Origin of the sequence: Salmonella sp. 741265116_PST (assembly GCF_046567715.1) — a bacterium.
Lineage (GTDB): Bacteria > Pseudomonadota > Gammaproteobacteria > Enterobacterales > Enterobacteriaceae > Salmonella > Salmonella enterica.
The window spans coordinates 1-18,335 of the sequence record NZ_JBKFPH010000048.1 but is presented as its reverse complement, the minus strand read 5'-3'; the positions used below and the strand labels follow the sequence as shown (position 1 = coordinate 18,335).

The window sequence follows — 18,335 nt, the reverse complement described above, 5'->3', positions numbered from 1 at the left end:
CATGGTGAGCAGCATGATCTCCTGTTGCCGAAAAATCAAGCATCTTCAATGATCACGGGTATAGAAATGATATTGACTTTAGCATGTACGATAAAAAATTATCAGAAATTTATATGGAAAATATTTCTAAGCAAGAGTCCATGCCAGAAGAAAAAAGGGATTGTCATTTACTGCAGCTATTGAAAAAAGAATTGAGTGATATTCAAGAGGGTAATGATTCATTAATTAAATCTTACTTACTGGATAAAGGCCATGGATGGTTTGATTTTTACAGGAATATGGCTATGTTAAAGGCTGGTCAGTTATTTTTGGAGGCGGATAAGGTTGGGCGTTATGATTTATCAACAAATAGTGGGTGTATATATCTCGATGCTGATATGATTATCACGGAAAAACTGGGGGGCATATATATTCCGGATGGAATCGCTGTTCATGTAGAAAGGATAGATGGCCGTGCTTCTATGGAAAACGGGATAATAGCTGTTGATCGCAATAACCACCCGGCTTTACTTGCTGGATTGGAAATAATGCATACTAAATTTGATGCTGATCCCTATTCTGATGGTGTATGTAATGGAATTAGAAAACATTTTAATTATTCTTTAAATGAAAATTATAATTCTTTTTGCGATTTTATTGAGTTTAAGCATAATAACATTATACTGAATACCAGTCAGTTTACGCAAAGTTCATGGGCGAGGCATGTGTCGTAGTGGAAATGGCAATAATCATGCTATTGAATACATAAAATATTGGCATAAATTATCAAGTTTCGGCGAAAAATATTTGTTGCTCAGTTTTCTCTACTACAACGAAACTTTAAAATCGCAGTGCTGTTCAGAACGGACATAAAAAAACGGGAGATCGATAACCATCTCCCATTTTTCACATTACGTACTCGTTCGTGAAATATTAATGCGTTTACATACGGGTTCACCGCATTTGCGAAGCGCGCCCCAGCCAACTGTCCCAGTCTTTCCACACGGGCTGTAACCCTTGCGCGCTTAACGCGCTTGCTACGGTTTCAGGCCGACGGGCATCGTGGGGAGAAAACTGCTCCAGTTCAGGATGATCGTCAGCGTAGCCGCCGGGCTGGGTTTTTGAGAAGGCGCTGACGTTGTTGATTGCCAGAGGAATCACATGGTCACGGAACCACGGCGATTCGCGGGTGGAGAGTGATAATTCAATTTCCGGCACCAATAACCGGAAAGCGCAAATCGTTTGCACCAGTTGCTTTTCATCCATCACAGATGCGGGTTCCACACCGCCAGTACACGGGCGCAGACGCGGGAAGGAAACAGAGTAGCGACTCTGCCAGTACTGTTTCTGCATCCACAGCACATGTTCAGCTACCATATAGCAATCCACCCGCCAGTTGTCCGACAGACCAATTAGCGCGCCAAGACCGATTTTGTCGATACCTGCCCGGCCTAACCGATCCGGCGTTTCCAGCCGCCAGAAAAAGTCCTGTTTCTTTCCCTTCAGGTGATGCTGTGCATAGATTGTCTCATGATAAGTCTCCTGATAAACCATCACGCCATCAAGTCCGAGCGTTTTCAGTTCGGCATACTCCTCGGTCGCCAGCGGCTGGACTTCCATCTGTAATGATGAAAATTGACGGCGGATGGCGGGTAAATGACGGCGAAAATAGTCCATTCCTACTTTGGCCTGATGTTCGCCAGTCACCAGCAACAGATGCTCAAAGCCCAGTTTACGGATAGCATCGCACTCCCTTTGAATATCCACCTCATCCAGCGTTTTACGCTTAATGCGGTTGCTCATCGAAAAACCGCAGTAGGTACAGTCGTTGGCACAGAGGTTTGAGAGATAAAGCGGCACGTAAAAGCTGACGGTATTGCCAAAGCGTTGTCGGGTCAGCTTTTGTGCCCGCTGCGCCATCGGTTCCAGATAATCGGCGGCGGCGGGGGAGAGCAGCGCCATCAGGTCGTCACGACTTAGCTGTGGAGCGTTAAGAGCTCGCTCTACGTCGGCGGCGGTTTTACCGTTGATGCGCAGGCGAATATCGTCCCACTCCAGTTGCCGCCAACGGTCAGTGAAGGTTTTCATGCTAACGCCTCCAGAAATCCGGTGAGCGGGCTGGTGGCGCTGGCGTAGGGGCTACGATTACCCGGCACCGCCTGACGCGCCAGTACTCCCGCTTCTACAGCCAGACGGAAAGCGGTTGCCATCATCACCGGGCTGTCGGCTACCGCGATTGCCGTATTGACCAGCACCGCGTCGGCGCCCATTTCCAGCGCCTGAGTGGCGTGGCTGGGGACGCCGATGCCCGCATCAACCACCACCGGCACGGTGGACTGCTGGATAATAATCTCCAGCATCGCTTTGGTTTCCAGCCCCTGATTCGAACCGATAGGCGCGCCGAGCGGCATCACCGCCGCGCAGCCGACCTCTTCCAGCCGCTTGCATAACACCGGATCCGCGCCGCAGTAGGGCAGCACCACGAAGCCCTGTTTCACCAGCGCCTCGGCGGCTTTCAACGTTTCAATCGGGTCTGGCAACAGCCAGCGGGCGTCCGGATGGATTTCTAATTTCAGCCAGTGAGTGCCCAGCGCTTCGCGCGTCAGTTGGGCGGCGAAGATCGCCTCTTCAGCGGTTTTCGCCCCGGAGGTATTGGGCAGCAGCGTGACGCCCGCTTCAATGAGCGGCGTGAGGATAGCGTCGTTGTGCTGACGTAAATCCACGCGCTTCATCGCCAGCGTCACCAACTGGCTGCCGGAAGCGCGAATTGCCTCGACCATCAGTTGCGATGAGGCAAACTTCCCGGTACCGGTGAACAGATGTGAATCAAACGTTTTGTCGGCAATACGTAACATATCAACCTCCTGCAATAACCTGAAAAAGCAGGATCTGGTCGCCTTCCTGCACGATTTGCTGCTGCCACTGCTCGCACGGCAGGATCTGCTGATTGAGCGCCAGCGCCGCGCCCGGTTTAAGCTGATTAAGCGTAGCGAGCAGGCTGCTGACGGTTTGCCCTTCGGCGCACTGCATCGGTTCATCATTGAACTGAATCTGCATGTTGCCCTCCGCAGACCGGACAGCCGCTGGCACGACGCAGCGCCAGGCTGCGCCACTGGCTGGTTTTACCGTCAAAGAGGCGTAGCTCGCCGCTCGGCGTTTCCATCCCGCTGAGTAATTTGATTGCCTCCAGCGCCTGCAAGGTGCCCATCACGCCAACAACCGGTCCGACGATACCGGCGGTACGGCAGTTGCGTTCAGGCTCGACATCGTCCGGCCACAGGCAGCGGTAACAGCCTTGTTCCCACGGTGGTGTGAGGACCATTAGCTGGCCACCGAAGCCGACGGCGCTGGCGGAAATTAACGGAGTGTTGAGCGCCACGCAGGCGGCGTTAATTTCCTGGCGCGTGGCCATGTTATCGGTACAGTCGAGCACCACGTCGGCGTGTGCTACCGCGTTTTTAAGCACATCGCCAGTCAGACGTTGTTGCAATACGATCAGCTCGCTACCGGGGTTGAGCTGCGCCAGCCGTAGCTTTGCCGCCTGCGCCTTCGGGTGGGCGATATCATCGGTGGTGAACAGAATTTGCCGCTGGAGATTGCTCAAGTGAACATCGTCATCATCCGCCAGCGTCAGTGTGCCGATGCCTGCTCCCGCCAGATACAGCGCGGCAGGCGAACCCAATCCGCCTAAGCCGACAATCAATACATGGCTATTGAGCAGCTTTTGCTGGCCTTCAATGGCGATATCGCCGAGCAGGATTTGCCGACTGTAGCGCATAAAATCGCGGTCATTCATCGCCCACTCCCGCGATTGCCAGTAACTGCGCGGTAGCGGCGCGCCAGTCGGCAGCCTGAGTAATGGCGCTGACCACGGCAATACTGCCGACGCCGGTCGCCAGTACCGCCGGAGCGCGTTCAAGGCTGATGCCGCCGATCGCGACGGTCGGGTAATCCGCCAGACGTTCAATATGACTGGCCAGCTGCGCCAGCCCCTGCGGGGCGGAAGGCATCTGCTTGGTTTGCGTGGGGAAGACATGACCCAGCGCGATATAAGAAGGCTTAGCGGCCAGCGCCACGTCTATCTCCATATCATCGTGGGTCGATACGCCCAGGCGTAAGCCCGCCGCCTGAATCGCTTTCAGGTCGGTGGTTTCAAGGTCTTCCTGGCCCAGATGCACGCCGTAAGCGCGGTGCTTAATTGCCAGACGCCAGTAATCGTTGATAAACAGCCGGGCGTCATAACGACGCCCCAGCGCGATGGCGGCAATAACATCCGCTTCTACCTCTTCATCGCGCTTATCTTTGATACGCAACTGGATCGTGCGCACGCCCGCCTCCAGCAGGCGCTCAATCCATGCAACGCTGTCCACCACCGGGTAAAGCCCGAGGCGGAACGGCACGGTCGGGAAATCAGGCTGATACATCAGACTTCCTCCCGCTTGAGATAAATTTCGCCACCTTTGGCGCGGAAGTTTTCCGACATATCCGCCATGCCGACTTCAATGGCTTGCGCGGCGGCGTAATCGCGGACTTCCTGGCTGATTTTCATCGAGCAGAACTTCGGCCCGCACATGGAACAGAAGTGGGCAACCTTACCGGACTCCTGTGGCAGGGTTTCATCGTGATAAGCGCGGGCGGTGAACGGGTCGAGCGCGAGGTTAAACTGATCTTCCCAGCGGAATTCGAAGCGCGCTTTCGACATCGCGTTATCGCGGATCTGCGCGCCCGGATGCCCTTTGGCTAAATCCGCGGCGTGGGCGGCGATTTTGTAGGTGATCAGCCCCTGCTTCACATCTTCTTTGTTCGGCAGGCCGAGATGCTCTTTCGGCGTCACGTAACACAGCATCGCGCAGCCAAACCAGCCGATCATCGCGGCGCCAATGCCGGAGGTGAAGTGGTCATAGCCCGGCGCGATATCGGTGGTCAACGGCCCTAAGGTGTAGAACGGCGCTTCGTGGCAGCTCTCCAGCTCTTCGGTCATGTTGCGCTGAATCATCTGCATCGGCACGTGGCCCGGGCCTTCAATCATCACCTGCACGTCGTATTCCCAGGCGATTTTGGTCAGCTCGCCCAGCGTATGCAGTTCGGCAAACTGCGCGTCGTCGTTGGCGTCCTGAATGGAGCCGGGGCGCAGGCCGTCGCCCAGCGACAGGGAAACGTCGTAGGCGGCGCAGATTTCGCAAATCTCGCGGAAATGTTCGAACAGGAAGTTCTCTTTGTGATGGGAGAGACACCATTTCGCCATGATTGACCCGCCGCGTGAGACAATCCCGGTCAGACGTTTGGCGGTCATCGGCACGTAGCGCAGTAGTACGCCAGCGTGAATAGTGAAATAGTCTACCCCTTGTTCGGCCTGCTCCAGCAGCGTGTCGCGGAACGCTTCCCAGGTAAGATCTTCGGCGATCCCGTTGACCTTCTCCAGCGCCTGGTAGATCGGGACGGTGCCGATCGGTACCGGGCTGTTACGCAGGATCCACTCACGGGTTTCGTGAATATAGCGACCGGTGGAGAGATCCATTACCGTATCCGCGCCCCAGCGGGTTGACCACACCAGCTTCTCCACCTCTTCTTCGATGGAGGAGGTGACTGCCGAGTTGCCGATGTTGGCATTCACTTTGACCAGGAAGTTGCGGCCAATAATCATCGGCTCCGATTCCGGGTGGTTGATGTTGGCAGGAATAATCGCGCGGCCCGCAGTCACTTCATCACGTACGAATTCCGGCGTAATGTTTTCCGGCAGGCGCGCGCCAAAGTTCATCCCCGGATGCTGGTGGCGCAGTACTTCACTGCGGATACGCTCCCGGCCCATGTTTTCACGGATGGCGATGAACTCCATTTCGGGAGTGACGATCCCCTGGCGGGCATAATGAAGTTGCGTCACGCGGTGTCCGGCTTTAGCGCGTTTTGGCGTCAGCAGGCCGGTAAAACGCAGATCGTCCAGGCCATCGTCGGCCAGACGTTCTCTGGTATAAGCCGAGCTACGGTCGTCTAATTCTTCGCTATCGTTACGTGCGTCAATCCATGGCTGGCGCAGTTTTGCCAGACCCTGCTGGACGTTAATCGCCACCTCAGGATCGCCATAGGGACCGGAGGTGTCGTACACCGGCACGGGTTCGTTCTCTTCAAACTGCGGGTTGTCTTTACTGCCGCCGATGAGCGTCGGGCTAAGTTGAATTTCGCGCATCGGTACGCGAATATCATGCTGCGAACCGGTCACGTAGATGCGTTTCGAGTTGGGAAACGCGGTGCCTTCCAGCGTATCGATAAAATGCTGAGCTTTAGCGCGCTGCTCGCGGCGGGTTAACGTTGTTGTAGACATAGCTCATTCCAAAAAATTAAGGACGTGGCTTGTCAGACGACGGATGGAGTAATGGATGTGCGCCGCCCGTAAAGGCAGCAGCATAAAGCAGAATTACTCTTGTTCCCTTCGCAGGTATTAACCTGATCAGGTTCCGCGGATCCCGAATTAACGGTCTCAGCCTTTTCCACTTCATCCTTCGCGCTGCCTCTTCGTTGGCTTCGTCCGCTCACTCCAGTCACTTACTTATGTAAGCTCCTGGAGATTCACCGACTTGCCGCCTTGACGCATCACGAACGCTTTTGTGGAAAATTAGCACTCCGACAAGATAACCGCCCCTCCGAAGAGGGGGCTGAAGTAAACTACCCGTTACTCGCGCAGAACTCAAGCAGGACGTTTGACTCTGGCGCCGTCGTGCATCGCGTCAAACACCAGCATAATCAGCTTGTCTTCCAGCACAAAGCGGGCTTCCAGCGCTTCGCCGATATCTGACAGAGCTTGTTGAAATTCGAGACAATTATCGTGATCGATGGCAGTTTCCAGGCTGGTGTCGTAATAACCCATAATGCGCTGCGTATTATCTTCCAGCAGCGGCCAGATTTTTGCCGCATGTAAAAGCTGACCGTTTCCTTCCAATTTATGGAGAATACGTTCATAAATACTGAAGTGCCCGGCGGAAAGGTAATCGACCAGGCTCTGACAAAAATCATTCAGCGCTTTTTCATTCAGCCGCATGTACGATTCTTTGCCAGGCTTAATGCCAACCAGGTTGTAGTAAGCCACGAGCAGGTGCTTACGTACATCCAGCCAGCGATCGACCAGTTTGTTGCTTCCGCCAACGCGCTCCGTCAGGGTTTCCAGCTGGTTTAGCATGATTGTCTCCGCAAGTTAGATAAAGGCTGCTCGCCATGAATGTAAAAATAATGTTAACAACATGCCAGTGAAGCAAAGGTAGTGCAAGAGCTATGGATCGTATAATTGAAAAATTAGAGAGTGGCTGGTGGATCGTCAGCCATGAACAAAAATTATGGTTGCCGTATGGGGAATTACCACACGGGCTGGCGGCAAATTTCGATCTTGTGGGGCAGCGCGCACTCCGGATAGGTGAATGGCAAGGCGAGCCCGTCTGGCTGGTGTTACAGCATCGACGCCATGATATGGGATCGGTTCGCCAGGTTATCGATCAGGATGCCGGGTTGTTCCAACTGGCGGGACGTGGCGTACAGTTGGCGGAGTTTTACCGATCGCATAAATTTTGCGGCTATTGCGGGCACCCTATGCACCCGAGTAAAACCGAATGGGCGATGCTGTGCAGCCATTGCCGCGAGCGTTACTACCCGCAAATCGCCCCCTGCATTATTGTTGCCATTCGCCGTGAGGATTCTATTCTACTTGCCCGACATGTTCGCCACCGTAACGGCGTGCATACGGTACTGGCTGGGTTTGTTGAAGTCGGCGAAACCTTAGAACAGGCGGTCGCGCGAGAGGTAATGGAGGAGAGCGGCATTAAGGTGAAAAATCTGCGCTATGTGACTTCCCAGCCGTGGCCTTTCCCGCAGTCGCTGATGACCGCTTTCATGGCGGAGTATGACAGCGGCGATATCGTCATCGACCCGAAAGAGCTGTTGGAAGCAAATTGGTATCGTTATGACGATCTGCCGCTACTGCCGCCGCCGGGCACCGTCGCGCGCCGTTTGATCGAAGATACGGTGGCAATGTGTCGGGCTGAATATGATTGACATGTTACACTGGGCGCATCAACGCTAAAGGAATGTAAAAATGACCGAACTCAAAAACGATCGTTATCTACGTGCGCTGCTGCGCCAGCCCGTTGATGTTACGCCAGTGTGGATGATGCGCCAGGCGGGCCGTTATCTACCGGAGTACAAAGCCACTCGCGCTCAGGCGGGCGATTTTATGTCGCTGTGCAAAAATGCCGAACTGGCCTGCGAGGTCACTTTACAGCCGCTGCGCCGTTATCCGCTTGATGCGGCGATCCTTTTCTCGGATATCCTGACGATTCCGGACGCGATGGGCCTGGGGCTCTATTTTGAAGCCGGGGAAGGCCCGCGCTTTACGGCTCCTGTCACCTGCAAAGCCGATGTCGATAAGCTGCCCATTCCCGATCCGGAGGATGAACTGGGCTACGTGATGAATGCGGTACGCACGATTCGCCGCGAACTAAAAGGCGAGGTTCCGCTGATTGGCTTTTCCGGCAGCCCGTGGACGCTGGCGACTTACATGGTGGAAGGCGGCAGTAGCAAAGCCTTCACGGTGATTAAAAAGATGATGTACGCTGACCCGCAGGCGTTGCATCTGCTGCTGGATAAGTTGGCGAAAAGCGTCACGCTGTACCTCAACGCGCAAATCAAAGCGGGCGCGCAGTCGGTGATGATTTTCGACACCTGGGGCGGCGTGCTGACTGGCCGCGATTACCAGCAGTTCTCCCTCTACTACATGCATAAAATCGTCGATGGCCTGCTGCGTGAAAACGACGGTCGCCGCGTGCCGGTAACGCTGTTCACTAAAGGTGGCGGTCAGTGGCTGGAGGCGATGGCGGAAACCGGCTGCGATGCGCTGGGTCTCGACTGGACGACAGATATCGCCGATGCGCGCCGTCGCGTTGGCCATAAAGTGGCGCTGCAGGGCAATATGGACCCCTCGATGCTGTATGCGCCGCCGGCACGGATCGAAGACGAGGTAGCGACTATACTTGCTGGCTTCGGTCAGGGAGAAGGGCACGTCTTTAACCTTGGACATGGCATCCATCAGGATGTGCCGCCAGAACATGCTGGCGCATTTGTGGAGGCAGTGCACCGACTTTCTGCGCAGTATCACAACTAAGGAGTTAGTATGGATCTCGCGTCGCTACGTGCTCAACAGATAGAACTTGCTTCATCGGTTTGCCGCGAAGATCGGTTGGACAAAGATCCGCCAGCGTTTATCGGCGGGGCGGACGTCGGTTTTGAGCAAGGGGGCGAGGTGACGCGGGCGGCGATGGTATTGCTGAAATATCCGTCGCTTGAACTGGTAGAGTACAAGGTGGCGCGTATTGCCACCACTATGCCGTATATCCCCGGCTTTCTCTCTTTTCGTGAATATCCTGCGCTGCTGGCGGCGTGGGAACAGCTCTCGCAAAAGCCCGATTTGCTGTTTGTGGACGGTCACGGTATTTCGCATCCGCGTCGGCTTGGCGTCGCCAGTCATTTTGGACTGTTGGTGGACGTACCGACCATCGGCGTGGCGAAAAAACGGCTATGCGGTAAATTTGAACCGCTTTCCGCCGAACCTGGCGCACTTAGTCCCTTAATGGATAAAGGCGAGCAACTGGCGTGGGTATGGCGCAGCAAGGCGCGCTGTAATCCGCTGTTTATCGCGACAGGGCACCGGGTCAGTACTGACAGCGCGCTGGCGTGGGTACAGCGCTGTATGAAAGGGTATCGCCTGCCGGAGCCGACGCGCTGGGCGGATGCCGTCGCTTCCGGGCGTCCGGCGTTTGTTCGTTGGCAAGAAATTCAGCGCTGATTCAGGTAAACTGCCGCTAATTTCCGATTCGAGATTCCATCATGTTACAAAACCCGATTCATTTGCGTCTGGAGCGGCTGGAAAGCTGGCAGCACGTTACTTTTATGGCCTGCTTGTGCGAGCGCATGTACCCGAACTACGCCATGTTTTGCAAGCAGACGGAATTCGGCGACGGACAGATCTACCGTCGCATTCTGGATCTGATCTGGGAAACCCTGACGGTGAAAGATGCGAAGGTCAATTTCGATAGTCAACTGGAGAAGTTTGAAGAGGCAATTCCGGCAGCCGACGACTATGATCTGTACGGCGTTTACCCGGCGATTGACGCCTGCGTCGCATTAAGTGAATTAATGCATTCTCGTCTTAGCGGCGAAACGCTGGAACACGCTATTGAGGTTAGTAAGACTTCCATTACTACGGTGGCGATGTTGGAAATGACTCAGGCTGGTCGGGAAATGACCGATGAGGAGCTCAAAACGAACCCTGCCGTTGAACAGGAATGGGATATTCAGTGGGAAATATTCCGACTTTTAGCCGACTGCGAAGAACGCGATATTGAACTGATAAAAGGGCTCAGGGCAGACCTGCGCGAGGCTGGTGAGAGCAATATCGGTATAAATTTTCAGCAATGACACCAGAAAACGTGATTTAACGTCTGATTTGTCGTGCCATAAGGCTTCCCTTATGCCCCCCGTCTGGTCTACATTTGGGAGGCGAAAAAAAGTGGCTATCGGTGCGTGTATGCAGGAGAGTGCTTTTCTGGCATTTCCGTCGCACTCGATGCTTAGCAAGCGATAAACACATTGTAAGGATAACTTATGAACAAGACTCAACTGATTGATGTAATTGCAGACAAAGCAGAACTGTCCAAAACCCAGGCTAAAGCTGCTCTGGAATCCACTCTGGCTGCTATTACTGAGTCTCTGAAAGAAGGCGATGCTGTACAACTGGTTGGTTTCGGTACCTTCAAAGTGAACCACCGTGCTGAGCGCACTGGCCGTAACCCACAGACCGGTAAAGAAATCAAAATCGCCGCCGCTAACGTACCGGCGTTTGTTTCTGGTAAAGCGCTGAAAGACGCAGTTAAGTAAGACGCGTAGCTGTGAACAGTTTTATCGAAGGGGCTCGTCAGCCCCTTTTGTCTGTCTGGCGTCGCGCGTTTCTGTTTTCCGGCGCGCTGTTGCTGACTGCCTGCAGTCATAACGCTTCACCGCCTCCGTTTACTGCCAGCGGCTTTGCCGGCGATCACGGCGCGGTGCGTATCTGGCGTAAAGATACGAACGATGAAGTCCATCTGCTTTCTGTTTTTAGCCCGTGGCATAGCGGCAGCACGACGACCAGTGAATATCGTTGGCAGGGTGATACGCTTTCGCTTATTGAACTCAATATTTACAGTAAACCGCCAGAACATATTCGCGCGCGTTTCGACGCTCATGGCGAACTCAGTTTTATGCAGCGTGAAGTCGGGGGGCAGAAGCAGCAGCTTTCCAACGATCAGATTGCCTTGTATCGCTATCGCGCCGAACAAATCCGTCAGACCAGCGACGCCTTGCGCCTGGGGCGGGTCATACTACGCCAGGGACGCTGGCACGCCGACCATACGGTCACCACCTGTGAAGGTGAAACGCTGAAACCGGATCTGGATTCCTGGGCAATAAGCCACATTGAGCGCCGCCAGAACCACTCATCGGTAGAGGTGAGCGTAGCATGGCTGGAGGCGCCGGAAGGATCGCAACTTTTGCTGGTGGCGAATTCAGATTTCTGTCACTGGCAGCCGCAAGCGAAAACCTTTTGATGGAATACCGAATGGCGAAGCCGCCATTCGGCAAACATGCTTTACCAGTTTCCCATACCCATATGACCGCCGCCGCGATGATAACCGCCGCCATAGCCGCCGCAACCGCCATAGCCCATTCCTGCGCCGCGTGGTATGCCAGCCTGCGCCATCGCGACATCCCGTTTCACGCGTTGCTCATCTAACTTCTGGCCTAATGACTCCATCTCTTTGGCAACCGCGTTAATTTTCGCAGTATCCGGCGAACTGGCGGTCAGTAGCGCGTTGTATTCATAACGTTTGGATATCAGTTGCTGGCGCAGCGCGCTGGTCTGCGTATAGTAATCATCATAAATCTTCTGCGCCGTCGCCTGCTGTTCCGTAGTTAACGGGCTACCTCCCTGTTGCCACATCCCGTCATTGTTGCCCCAGTGATGCCCGGCGAAGGCGGCACCGGAGCTCAGGGCCAAAAGAGAGAGGGCGATTAGCGCGATAGCTGATTTATTGTTCCGTTTCATTTTGCGTTCTCCTGTTGCTCATCTTATCCTCTCTCTTGCATCTTCCGTGCCAGGTAACTATTCCTTGTCGGGCAGCGAGTTAACCCGCTTCAGGCGGCAAAAAGCGAGTAAAAATGACTCGCATGATCCGCCTGGCGAGTCATTTTTACCCACTCGTATCCGAAAGGGTGTGCGACAATGCGCGGTTATGCGGAGCGAAGAATGGCATGATCTCTGCTTAAGTAAGGAAAATAAAAACGAGCCGGGGAAGCCTGTGAGTTTTATTCGATTACATAAAGATGCCGCTGCAACGTGGTTGAGTCGGCTGTTACCTGCGGCGATTTTCATTCTGGTGGGGCTATTTTCCATTATGGTCATTCGCGACTATGGCCGTGAGAGCGCTGCCGCCAGGCAGACGCTGCTGGAAAAGGGAAATGTACTCATTCGCGCTCTGGAGTCCGGCACGCGAGTAGGTATGGGTATGCGGATGCATCACGCGCAACAGCAGACATTGCTGGAAGAGATGGCGGGTCAGCCAGGCGTGTTGTGGTTCGCCGTAACCGATGCGCAGGGGGTAATCATCACTCATAGCAACCCTGGCAGGGTGGGCAAATCGCTCTATTCCACATCTGAAATGCCTCAACTAAACCCAGGGCCGCAGGAGCGTTGGCGGCGTGTCGACGTTGCTGCTAACGGCGAGACGGTACCTGCGCTGGAAATTTACCGCCAGTTCCAGCCGCTTTTCGGTATGAGGGGCCACGGCATGGCGCGTTGCGCCAATGACGACGAACCAGCGAAACAAATTATTTTTATTGCCTTTGACGCCAGCGAGCTGACCGCGACCCAGGCAAGAGAGTGGCGTAATACGCTGATTGTTTTGTCTGCGTTAGCGACGGTGCTGTTGGCAACGTTACTGGCGTTTTTTTGGCATCAGCGTTATCAGCGTTCGCACAGAGAACTGCTTGATACAATGAAGCGTAAAGAAAAGCTGGTGGCGATGGGGCATCTTGCGGCGGGCGTCGCGCACGAAATTCGTAACCCGCTCTCGTCCATCAAAGGGCTGGCGAAATACTTTGCCGAGCGCACACCTGCCGGCGGCGAGTCGCATGAACTGGCGCAGGTGATGGCCAAAGAGGCCGACCGTTTGAACCGGGTGGTAAGCGAATTGCTCGAACTGGTAAAGCCCGCGCATCTGACGCTCCAGACGGTTAACCTCAATGATATTATTACTCACTCCCTGAATCTGGTCAGTCAGGATGCCCAAAGCAGAGAGATTCAGTTGAGGTTCACGGCGAATGAGACGCTTAAGCGTATTCAGGCTGACCCGGACAGGCTGACTCAGGTGCTGTTGAATTTGTACCTGAACGCTATTCATGCGATTGGCCGCCAGGGAACGATTAGCGTAGAGGCAAAAGAAAGTGGGACCGACCGCGTTATCATCACTGTTACCGATAGCGGGAAAGGGATCGCCCCGGATCAGCTGGAGGCGATTTTTACACCTTATTTTACGACCAAAGCTGACGGGACAGGCCTGGGGCTGGCGGTGGTGCAAAATATCATCGAACAGCATGGCGGCGCGATTAAGGTGAAAAGTATTGAGGGTAAAGGCGCGGTCTTTACTATCTGGTTGCCAGTGATAGCGAGACAACAGGATTAACAAGGGTGATACGCGGAAAAATCGATATTCTGGTTGTGGATGATGATGTAAGCCACTGCACGATTTTACAGGCGCTGCTTCGGGGCTGGGGCTATAACGTCGCTCTGGCCTACAGTGGGCATGATGCGTTGGCTCAGGTGCGTGAGAAAGTCTTTGATCTGGTACTGTGCGATGTGCGTATGGCGGAGATGGACGGTATCGCCACGCTGAAGGAGATTAAAGCGCTCAACCCCGCCATTCCGATTTTGATTATGACGGCATTCTCCAGCGTGGAAACGGCGGTAGAGGCGTTGAAAGCCGGCGCGCTCGACTATTTAATTAAACCGCTGGATTTTGACCGTCTGCAGGAGACGCTGGAAAAGGCGTTGGCGCATACGCGGGAAACGGGCGCTGAATTGCCATCGGCGTCGGCTGCGCAATTTGGCATGATTGGCAGCAGTCCGGCGATGCAACATTTACTGAATGAAATCGCGATGGTCGCACCATCAGACGCCACGGTATTGATTCACGGAGACTCCGGCACGGGTAAAGAGCTGGTGGCGCGGGCGCTACACGCCTGTAGCGCCAGGAGCGATAAACCGCTGGTCACGCTCAACTGCGCCGCGCTTAATGAATCGCTGCTGGAGTCTGAGCTGTTCGGCCACGAAAAAGGCGCGTTTACCGGGGCGGATAAACGTCGGGAGGGACGCTTTGTCGAAGCTGACGGCGGGACATTGTTTCTTGATGAAATCGGCGATATCTCGCCGTTAATGCAGGTACGTTTGCTGCGGGCGATTCAGGAGCGCGAAGTGCAACGCGTGGGAAGTAACCAGACGATATCTGTGGATGTTCGGTTAATTGCCGCTACCCACCGCGATCTGGCGGAAGAGGTGAGTGCCGGTCGCTTTCGCCAGGATCTCTATTACCGCCTGAATGTGGTGGCGATTGAAATGCCTTCTTTGCGCCAGCGTCGGGAAGATATTCCGCTACTGGCAGACCATTTTCTGCGGCGTTTTGCCGAACGTAACCGAAAAGCAGTGAAGGGGTTTACGCCTCAGGCGATGGATCTGCTGATCCACTACGACTGGCCGGGCAATATCCGTGAGCTGGAAAACGCTATCGAACGGGCGGTGGTGTTGCTGACGGGAGAATACATTTCTGAACGCGAATTGCCTCTCGCTATTGCCGCGACGCCGATAAAAATGGAATACAGTGGTGAGATCCAACCGCTGGTCGATGTGGAAAAAGAGATCATTCTGGCGGCGCTGGAAAAAACGGGCGGCAACAAAACGGAAGCCGCCCGTCAGTTAGGGATCACGCGTAAGACGCTGCTGGCTAAACTCAGCCGTTAGTTTTGCTCACGCTCGATGGCGCGCCAGCCGATGTCGTTACGGCTGAAGCTGCCGTCCCAGCGGATGTCGGTCATCAGGGCGTAAGCGCGTTTCTGCGCCTCAGCCACGGTGTGGCCCAGCGCGGTGGCGCACAGGACGCGTCCGCCGCTGGTCAACACGCGATCGTCGTCGGCGAGCTTAGTGCCAGCGTGGAAGACTTTGCCGTCAGTTGAGGATTCCAGCGGCAGGCCGTGGATCTCATCGCCGGTGTTGTAGTTGCCCGGATAACCTCCGGCGGCAATGACCACACCCAACGAGGCGCGTTCATCCCACTCAGAGGTTTTCTCATCCAGCTTGCCGTCGCAGGCGGCCAGGCAAAGATCCACCAGGTCCGACTTCATGCGCAGCATGATCGGCTGGGTTTCCGGATCGCCGAAGCGGCAGTTGAACTCGATAACTTTCGGGTTGCCCTGCTTGTCGATCATCAGACCCGCGTACAGGAACCCGGTATAGGTATTCCCTTCCGCCGCCATGCCTTTTACGGTTGGCCAGATGATGCGTTCCATGGTGCGCTGATGCACTTCATCAGTTACCACTGGAGCCGGAGAGTAAGCTCCCATGCCGCCGGTGTTCGGGCCGGTATCGCCGTTGCCTACGCGTTTGTGATCCTGGCTGGTGGCCATCGGCAGCACGTGCTCGCCGTCGACCATCACGATAAAGCTCGCTTCTTCGCCGTCGAGGAACTCTTCAATCACGATACGGTGGCCCGCGTCGCCAAAGGCGTTGCCTGCCAGCATGTCCTGCACGGCGGCTTCGGCTTCTTCCAGCGTCATCGCCACGATGACGCCTTTGCCCGCAGCCAGACCATCGGCCTTGATGACGATCGGCGCGCCTTTCTCACGCAGATAAGCCAGGGCTGGCTCAATCTCGGTGAAATTCTGGTATTCCGCCGTCGGAATCTGGTGACGAGCGAGGAAATCTTTGGTGAACGCTTTGGAGCCTTCCAGTTGGGCGGCCCCTTCGGTTGGGCCAAAGATCTTCAGACCCGCCGCGCGGAACGCATCGACCACGCCAATCACCAGCGGCGCTTCCGGGCCGACGATGGTCAGATCAATCTTCTCGTTCTGGGCAAAGCTCAGCAGCGCCGGAATATCGGTGACCCCAATAGCCACGTTCTGCAACGCAGGTTCCAGCGCGGTGCCGGCGTTACCCGGTGCGACAAAAACAGTATCAACCAGCGGCGACTGTGCGGCTTTCCAGGCCAGCGCGTGTTCGCGACCGCCGTTACCAATGACTAAAACTTTCATCGTCTGCTCCCTGAATTAATGGCGGAAGTGGCGCATGTCGGTGAAAATCATCGCAATACCGTGTTCGTCGGCAGCGGCAATCACTTCATCATCACGGATAGAACCGCCAGGCTGGATCACGCAACTCACGCCGACAGCGGCAGCGGCATCAATACCGTCACGGAACGGGAAGAAGGCGTCAGAGGCCATCGCGGAGCCTTTCACTTCCAGACCTTCGTCAGCCGCTTTAATCCCGGCGATTTTGGCGGAGTACACGCGGCTCATCTGGCCTGCGCCTATGCCGATGGTCATGTTCTCTTTGGCATACACAATGGCGTTGGATTTCACGAACTTTGCCACTTTCCAGCAGAACAGCGCATCGCGCAGTTCCTGCTCAGTCGGCTGGCGTTTAGAGACCACGCGCAGTTCAGCTTCGCTCACCATACCCAGGTCACGATCCTGAACCAGCAGGCCGCCGTTAACGCGTTTAAAGTCGAGGCCCGGTACGCGCTGTGCCCACTGGCCACAGGTCAGGACGCGAACGTTCTGTTTAGCGGCAGTGATCTTCAGCGCTTCTTCGGTCGCAGATGGTGCGATGATCACTTCGACAAACTGGCGGGAGATGATGGCCTGCGCGGTTTCAGCATCCAGCTCGCGGTTAAAGGCGATGATGCCGCCGAACGCGGAGGTCGGGTCGGTTTTATAGGCGCGATCGTAAGCGTCGAGAATCGAGGTACTTACCGCCACGCCGCACGGGTTAGCGTGCTTGACGATTACGCAGGCTGGCTCGTTGAACTCTTTCACACACTCCAGCGCCGCGTCGGTATCAGCGATGTTGTTGTAGGAAAGCGCTTTGCCCTGCACCTGCTGCGCGGTAGCAACGGACGCTTCTTTGACATTCTCTTCTATATAGAAGGCAGCCTGCTGGTGGCTGTTCTCGCCGTAGCGCATGTCCTGCTTCTTAATGAAGTTCAGGTTCAGCGTACGCGGGAAGCGACCGGCGGCTTCTTTGCTTTCACCGTGGTAGGCCGGAACCATGCTGCCGAAGTAGTTGGCAATCATGCTGTCGTAGGCGGCGGTGTGTTCGAAGGCTTTAATCGCGAGATCGAAGCGGGTGTCGAGGGTCAGTGAACCTTCGTTGGCATCCATCTCTTTAATAATGGCGTCGTAGTCGCTGCTCTTCACAACGATTGCCACGTCTTTATGGTTCTTGGCAGCGGAACGCACCATCGTCGGGCCACCGATATCAATGTTCTCTACCGCATCTTCCAGCGAGCAACCTTCGCGTGCCACGGTCTCGGCGAACGGATACAGGTTAACGACCACCATATCGATAGGGGCGATGTGGTGCTGCTCCATAATGGCATCGTCCTGGCCGCGACGACCGAGGATGCCGCCGTGGACTTTCGGATGCAGGGTCTTCACGCGTCCATCCATCATTTCCGGGAAACCGGTGTAATCGGAAACTTCGGTCACCGGCAGGCCTTTTTCTGCTAACAGGCGGGCGGTGCCCCCCGTAGACAGCAGCTCCACACCGCGTGCGGAAAGTGCCTGGGCGAATTCGATGATACCGGCCTTGTCAGAAACACTGAGCAGAGCGCGGCGGACTGGACGACGTTGTTGCATGGTAAATCCCCTGGATTTGACGATTACAGAGAGCGTTAGCTGAATTTTTCGTGAAAAACTCAGCTAACGCCCCTTATGGGGCATTCTCATTTTGCGGCGACATTGTAACGAAAACGTTTGCGCAACGCTCGCGAATTTTTCTTTTTAAATTCTGGACCCGCTTTTATCCCTGAAAGATCGTTTGCAGAGTGAGAAGATCCAGGAAATGAACGCGCATTTTGTGGATAAGTCTGTGCGTAAATGGGTATAACCAGGGGTTTTGCTGGGGAATGCAGCAAACAGTCATTTTTCTGCAATTTTTCTATTGCGGTCAGCAGAGAACTCCCTATAATGCGCCTCCATCGACACGGCGGATGTGAATCACTTCACACAAACAGCCGGTC

General features: G+C 54.9%; 18 protein-coding genes, 1 pseudogene and 1 riboswitch. Of the genes and pseudogenes, 9 read left to right on the top strand and 10 right to left on the bottom strand.

Annotated features, from left to right (window positions below; translation table 11 throughout):
- Window positions 1-59: 59 nt before the first annotated feature.
- Window positions 60-713: pseudogene (locus ACLD11_RS20900) on the top strand (non-LEE encoded effector protein NleB); the annotation flags it as partial.
- A 220-nt stretch (window positions 714-933) separates the two neighbouring features.
- On the opposite strand, the gene thiH reads toward ACLD11_RS20900, so the two are convergent.
- From thiH to rsd, 7 genes are all read right to left on the bottom strand, one after another.
- Entirely contained in the window at window positions 934-2,067 is a 1,134-nt protein-coding gene (gene thiH / locus ACLD11_RS20895) for a 2-iminoacetate synthase ThiH (RefSeq protein ID WP_411012432.1), read from the bottom strand.
- Complete coding sequence (thiG, locus tag ACLD11_RS20890; protein ID WP_411015327.1) at window positions 2,064-2,834, bottom strand: thiazole synthase; 771 nt, start codon at window positions 2,832-2,834, stop codon at window positions 2,064-2,066. Before thiG ends, thiH begins: the two co-directional genes overlap by 4 nt.
- A 1-nt stretch (window position 2,835) precedes the next feature.
- Complete coding sequence (gene thiS / locus ACLD11_RS20885) at window positions 2,836-3,036, bottom strand: sulfur carrier protein ThiS (RefSeq protein WP_411015326.1); 201 nt, start codon at window positions 3,034-3,036, stop codon at window positions 2,836-2,838.
- A complete protein-coding gene (locus tag ACLD11_RS20880) occupies window positions 3,017-3,775 on the bottom strand; it encodes a HesA/MoeB/ThiF family protein (RefSeq protein ID WP_076727733.1) in 759 nt (252 codons plus the stop codon). Before ACLD11_RS20880 ends, thiS begins: the two co-directional genes overlap by 20 nt.
- A complete protein-coding gene (thiE, locus tag ACLD11_RS20875; protein ID WP_024798270.1) occupies window positions 3,768-4,403 on the bottom strand; it encodes a thiamine phosphate synthase in 636 nt (211 codons plus the stop codon). The genes ACLD11_RS20880 and thiE overlap by 8 nt, the downstream gene beginning before the upstream one ends.
- Window positions 4,403-6,298 carry a phosphomethylpyrimidine synthase ThiC gene (thiC, locus tag ACLD11_RS20870; protein WP_411015325.1) on the bottom strand — a complete coding sequence of 632 codons (1,896 nt, stop codon included), beginning with the start codon at window positions 6,296-6,298 and terminating at the stop codon, window positions 4,403-4,405. The genes thiE and thiC overlap by 1 nt, the downstream gene beginning before the upstream one ends.
- A gap of 86 nt (window positions 6,299-6,384) precedes the next feature.
- A riboswitch (TPP riboswitch) is annotated at window positions 6,385-6,609 on the bottom strand.
- A 52-nt stretch (window positions 6,610-6,661) separates the two neighbouring features.
- Window positions 6,662-7,150 (bottom strand): sigma D regulator, encoded by a 489-nt coding sequence (gene rsd / locus ACLD11_RS20865; protein WP_411015324.1) that lies wholly within the window; start codon window positions 7,148-7,150, stop codon window positions 6,662-6,664.
- A 92-nt stretch (window positions 7,151-7,242) separates the two neighbouring features.
- Between rsd and nudC the strand changes: the two genes are divergently transcribed.
- The 6 genes from nudC to ACLD11_RS20835 all read left to right on the top strand — a co-directional run bounded on the left by nudC (window position 7,243) and on the right by ACLD11_RS20835 (window position 11,597).
- Window positions 7,243-8,016 (top strand): NAD(+) diphosphatase, encoded by a 774-nt coding sequence (gene nudC / locus ACLD11_RS20860; protein ID WP_000373959.1) that lies wholly within the window; start codon window positions 7,243-7,245, stop codon window positions 8,014-8,016.
- Window positions 8,017-8,056: 40 nt separating this feature from the next.
- On the top strand, window positions 8,057-9,121 hold the full coding sequence (gene hemE, locus ACLD11_RS20855) for a uroporphyrinogen decarboxylase (protein WP_000137619.1): 1,065 nt from the start codon (window positions 8,057-8,059) through the stop codon (window positions 9,119-9,121).
- A gap of 9 nt (window positions 9,122-9,130) precedes the next feature.
- Window positions 9,131-9,802, top strand: a complete 672-nt coding sequence (nfi, locus tag ACLD11_RS20850) for a deoxyribonuclease V (protein ID WP_000362359.1) — start codon at window positions 9,131-9,133, stop codon at window positions 9,800-9,802.
- Window positions 9,803-9,843: 41 nt separating this feature from the next.
- A complete protein-coding gene (locus ACLD11_RS20845; RefSeq protein WP_000940092.1) occupies window positions 9,844-10,434 on the top strand; it encodes a YjaG family protein in 591 nt (196 codons plus the stop codon).
- Between the two features lie 186 nt (window positions 10,435-10,620).
- Window positions 10,621-10,893 (top strand): nucleoid-associated protein HU-alpha, encoded by a 273-nt coding sequence (gene hupA / locus ACLD11_RS20840; protein WP_001044509.1) that lies wholly within the window; start codon window positions 10,621-10,623, stop codon window positions 10,891-10,893.
- An 11-nt stretch (window positions 10,894-10,904) separates the two neighbouring features.
- Window positions 10,905-11,597 (top strand): DUF1481 domain-containing protein, encoded by a 693-nt coding sequence (locus ACLD11_RS20835; protein WP_001083931.1) that lies wholly within the window; start codon window positions 10,905-10,907, stop codon window positions 11,595-11,597.
- A 41-nt stretch (window positions 11,598-11,638) separates the two neighbouring features.
- Here ACLD11_RS20835 and zraP read toward each other — a convergent pair whose 3' ends face one another.
- A complete protein-coding gene (gene zraP / locus ACLD11_RS20830) occupies window positions 11,639-12,094 on the bottom strand; it encodes a zinc resistance sensor/chaperone ZraP (protein WP_000828129.1) in 456 nt (151 codons plus the stop codon).
- 253 nt (window positions 12,095-12,347) lie between these two features.
- Here zraP and zraS point away from each other — a divergent pair, with 253 nt between their 5' ends.
- Both zraS and zraR read left to right on the top strand, forming a co-directional pair.
- Window positions 12,348-13,730, top strand: coding sequence for a two-component system sensor histidine kinase ZraS (zraS, locus tag ACLD11_RS20825; protein ID WP_411015323.1), 1,383 nt, complete (start codon window positions 12,348-12,350; stop codon window positions 13,728-13,730).
- A 5-nt stretch (window positions 13,731-13,735) separates the two neighbouring features.
- Window positions 13,736-15,061 (top strand): sigma-54-dependent response regulator transcription factor ZraR, encoded by a 1,326-nt coding sequence (zraR, locus tag ACLD11_RS20820; RefSeq protein ID WP_411015322.1) that lies wholly within the window; start codon window positions 13,736-13,738, stop codon window positions 15,059-15,061.
- Here zraR and purD read toward each other — a convergent pair.
- Together purD and purH are read right to left on the bottom strand one after the other, a co-directional pair.
- Window positions 15,058-16,347, bottom strand: a complete 1,290-nt coding sequence (gene purD / locus ACLD11_RS20815; RefSeq protein WP_411015321.1) for a phosphoribosylamine--glycine ligase — start codon at window positions 16,345-16,347, stop codon at window positions 15,058-15,060. The two genes, zraR and purD, sit on opposite strands and share 4 nt — an antisense overlap.
- 15 nt (window positions 16,348-16,362) lie before the next feature.
- A complete protein-coding gene (purH, locus tag ACLD11_RS20810; RefSeq protein WP_001651202.1) occupies window positions 16,363-17,952 on the bottom strand; it encodes a bifunctional phosphoribosylaminoimidazolecarboxamide formyltransferase/IMP cyclohydrolase in 1,590 nt (529 codons plus the stop codon).
- Between the last annotated feature and the right edge of the window lie 383 nt (window positions 17,953-18,335).

Excerpts from the sequence above, each read along its gene's own strand:
- nfi (WP_000362359.1), top strand. The coding sequence starts at position 9,131 with ATGGATCTCGCGTCGCTACGTGCTCAACAGATAGAACTTGCTTCATCG.
- thiE (WP_024798270.1), bottom strand. The coding sequence starts at position 4,403 with ATGTATCAGCCTGATTTCCCGACCGTGCCGTTCCGCCTCGGGCTTTAC.
- purD (WP_411015321.1), bottom strand. The coding sequence starts at position 16,347 with ATGAAAGTTTTAGTCATTGGTAACGGCGGTCGCGAACACGCGCTGGCC.
- hupA (WP_001044509.1), top strand. The coding sequence starts at position 10,621 with ATGAACAAGACTCAACTGATTGATGTAATTGCAGACAAAGCAGAACTG.
- ACLD11_RS20845 (WP_000940092.1), top strand. The coding sequence starts at position 9,844 with ATGTTACAAAACCCGATTCATTTGCGTCTGGAGCGGCTGGAAAGCTGG.
- ACLD11_RS20880 (WP_076727733.1), bottom strand. The coding sequence starts at position 3,775 with ATGAATGACCGCGATTTTATGCGCTACAGTCGGCAAATCCTGCTCGGC.
- nudC (WP_000373959.1), top strand. The coding sequence starts at position 7,243 with ATGGATCGTATAATTGAAAAATTAGAGAGTGGCTGGTGGATCGTCAGC.
- thiH (WP_411012432.1), bottom strand. The coding sequence starts at position 2,067 with ATGAAAACCTTCACTGACCGTTGGCGGCAACTGGAGTGGGACGATATT.
- hemE (WP_000137619.1), top strand. The coding sequence starts at position 8,057 with ATGACCGAACTCAAAAACGATCGTTATCTACGTGCGCTGCTGCGCCAG.
- thiC (WP_411015325.1), bottom strand. The coding sequence starts at position 6,298 with ATGTCTACAACAACGTTAACCCGCCGCGAGCAGCGCGCTAAAGCTCAG.
- zraP (WP_000828129.1), bottom strand. The coding sequence starts at position 12,094 with ATGAAACGGAACAATAAATCAGCTATCGCGCTAATCGCCCTCTCTCTT.
- thiS (WP_411015326.1), bottom strand. The coding sequence starts at position 3,036 with ATGCAGATTCAGTTCAATGATGAACCGATGCAGTGCGCCGAAGGGCAA.
- thiG (WP_411015327.1), bottom strand. The coding sequence starts at position 2,834 with ATGTTACGTATTGCCGACAAAACGTTTGATTCACATCTGTTCACCGGT.
- purH (WP_001651202.1), bottom strand. The coding sequence starts at position 17,952 with ATGCAACAACGTCGTCCAGTCCGCCGCGCTCTGCTCAGTGTTTCTGAC.
- rsd (WP_411015324.1), bottom strand. The coding sequence starts at position 7,150 with ATGCTAAACCAGCTGGAAACCCTGACGGAGCGCGTTGGCGGAAGCAAC.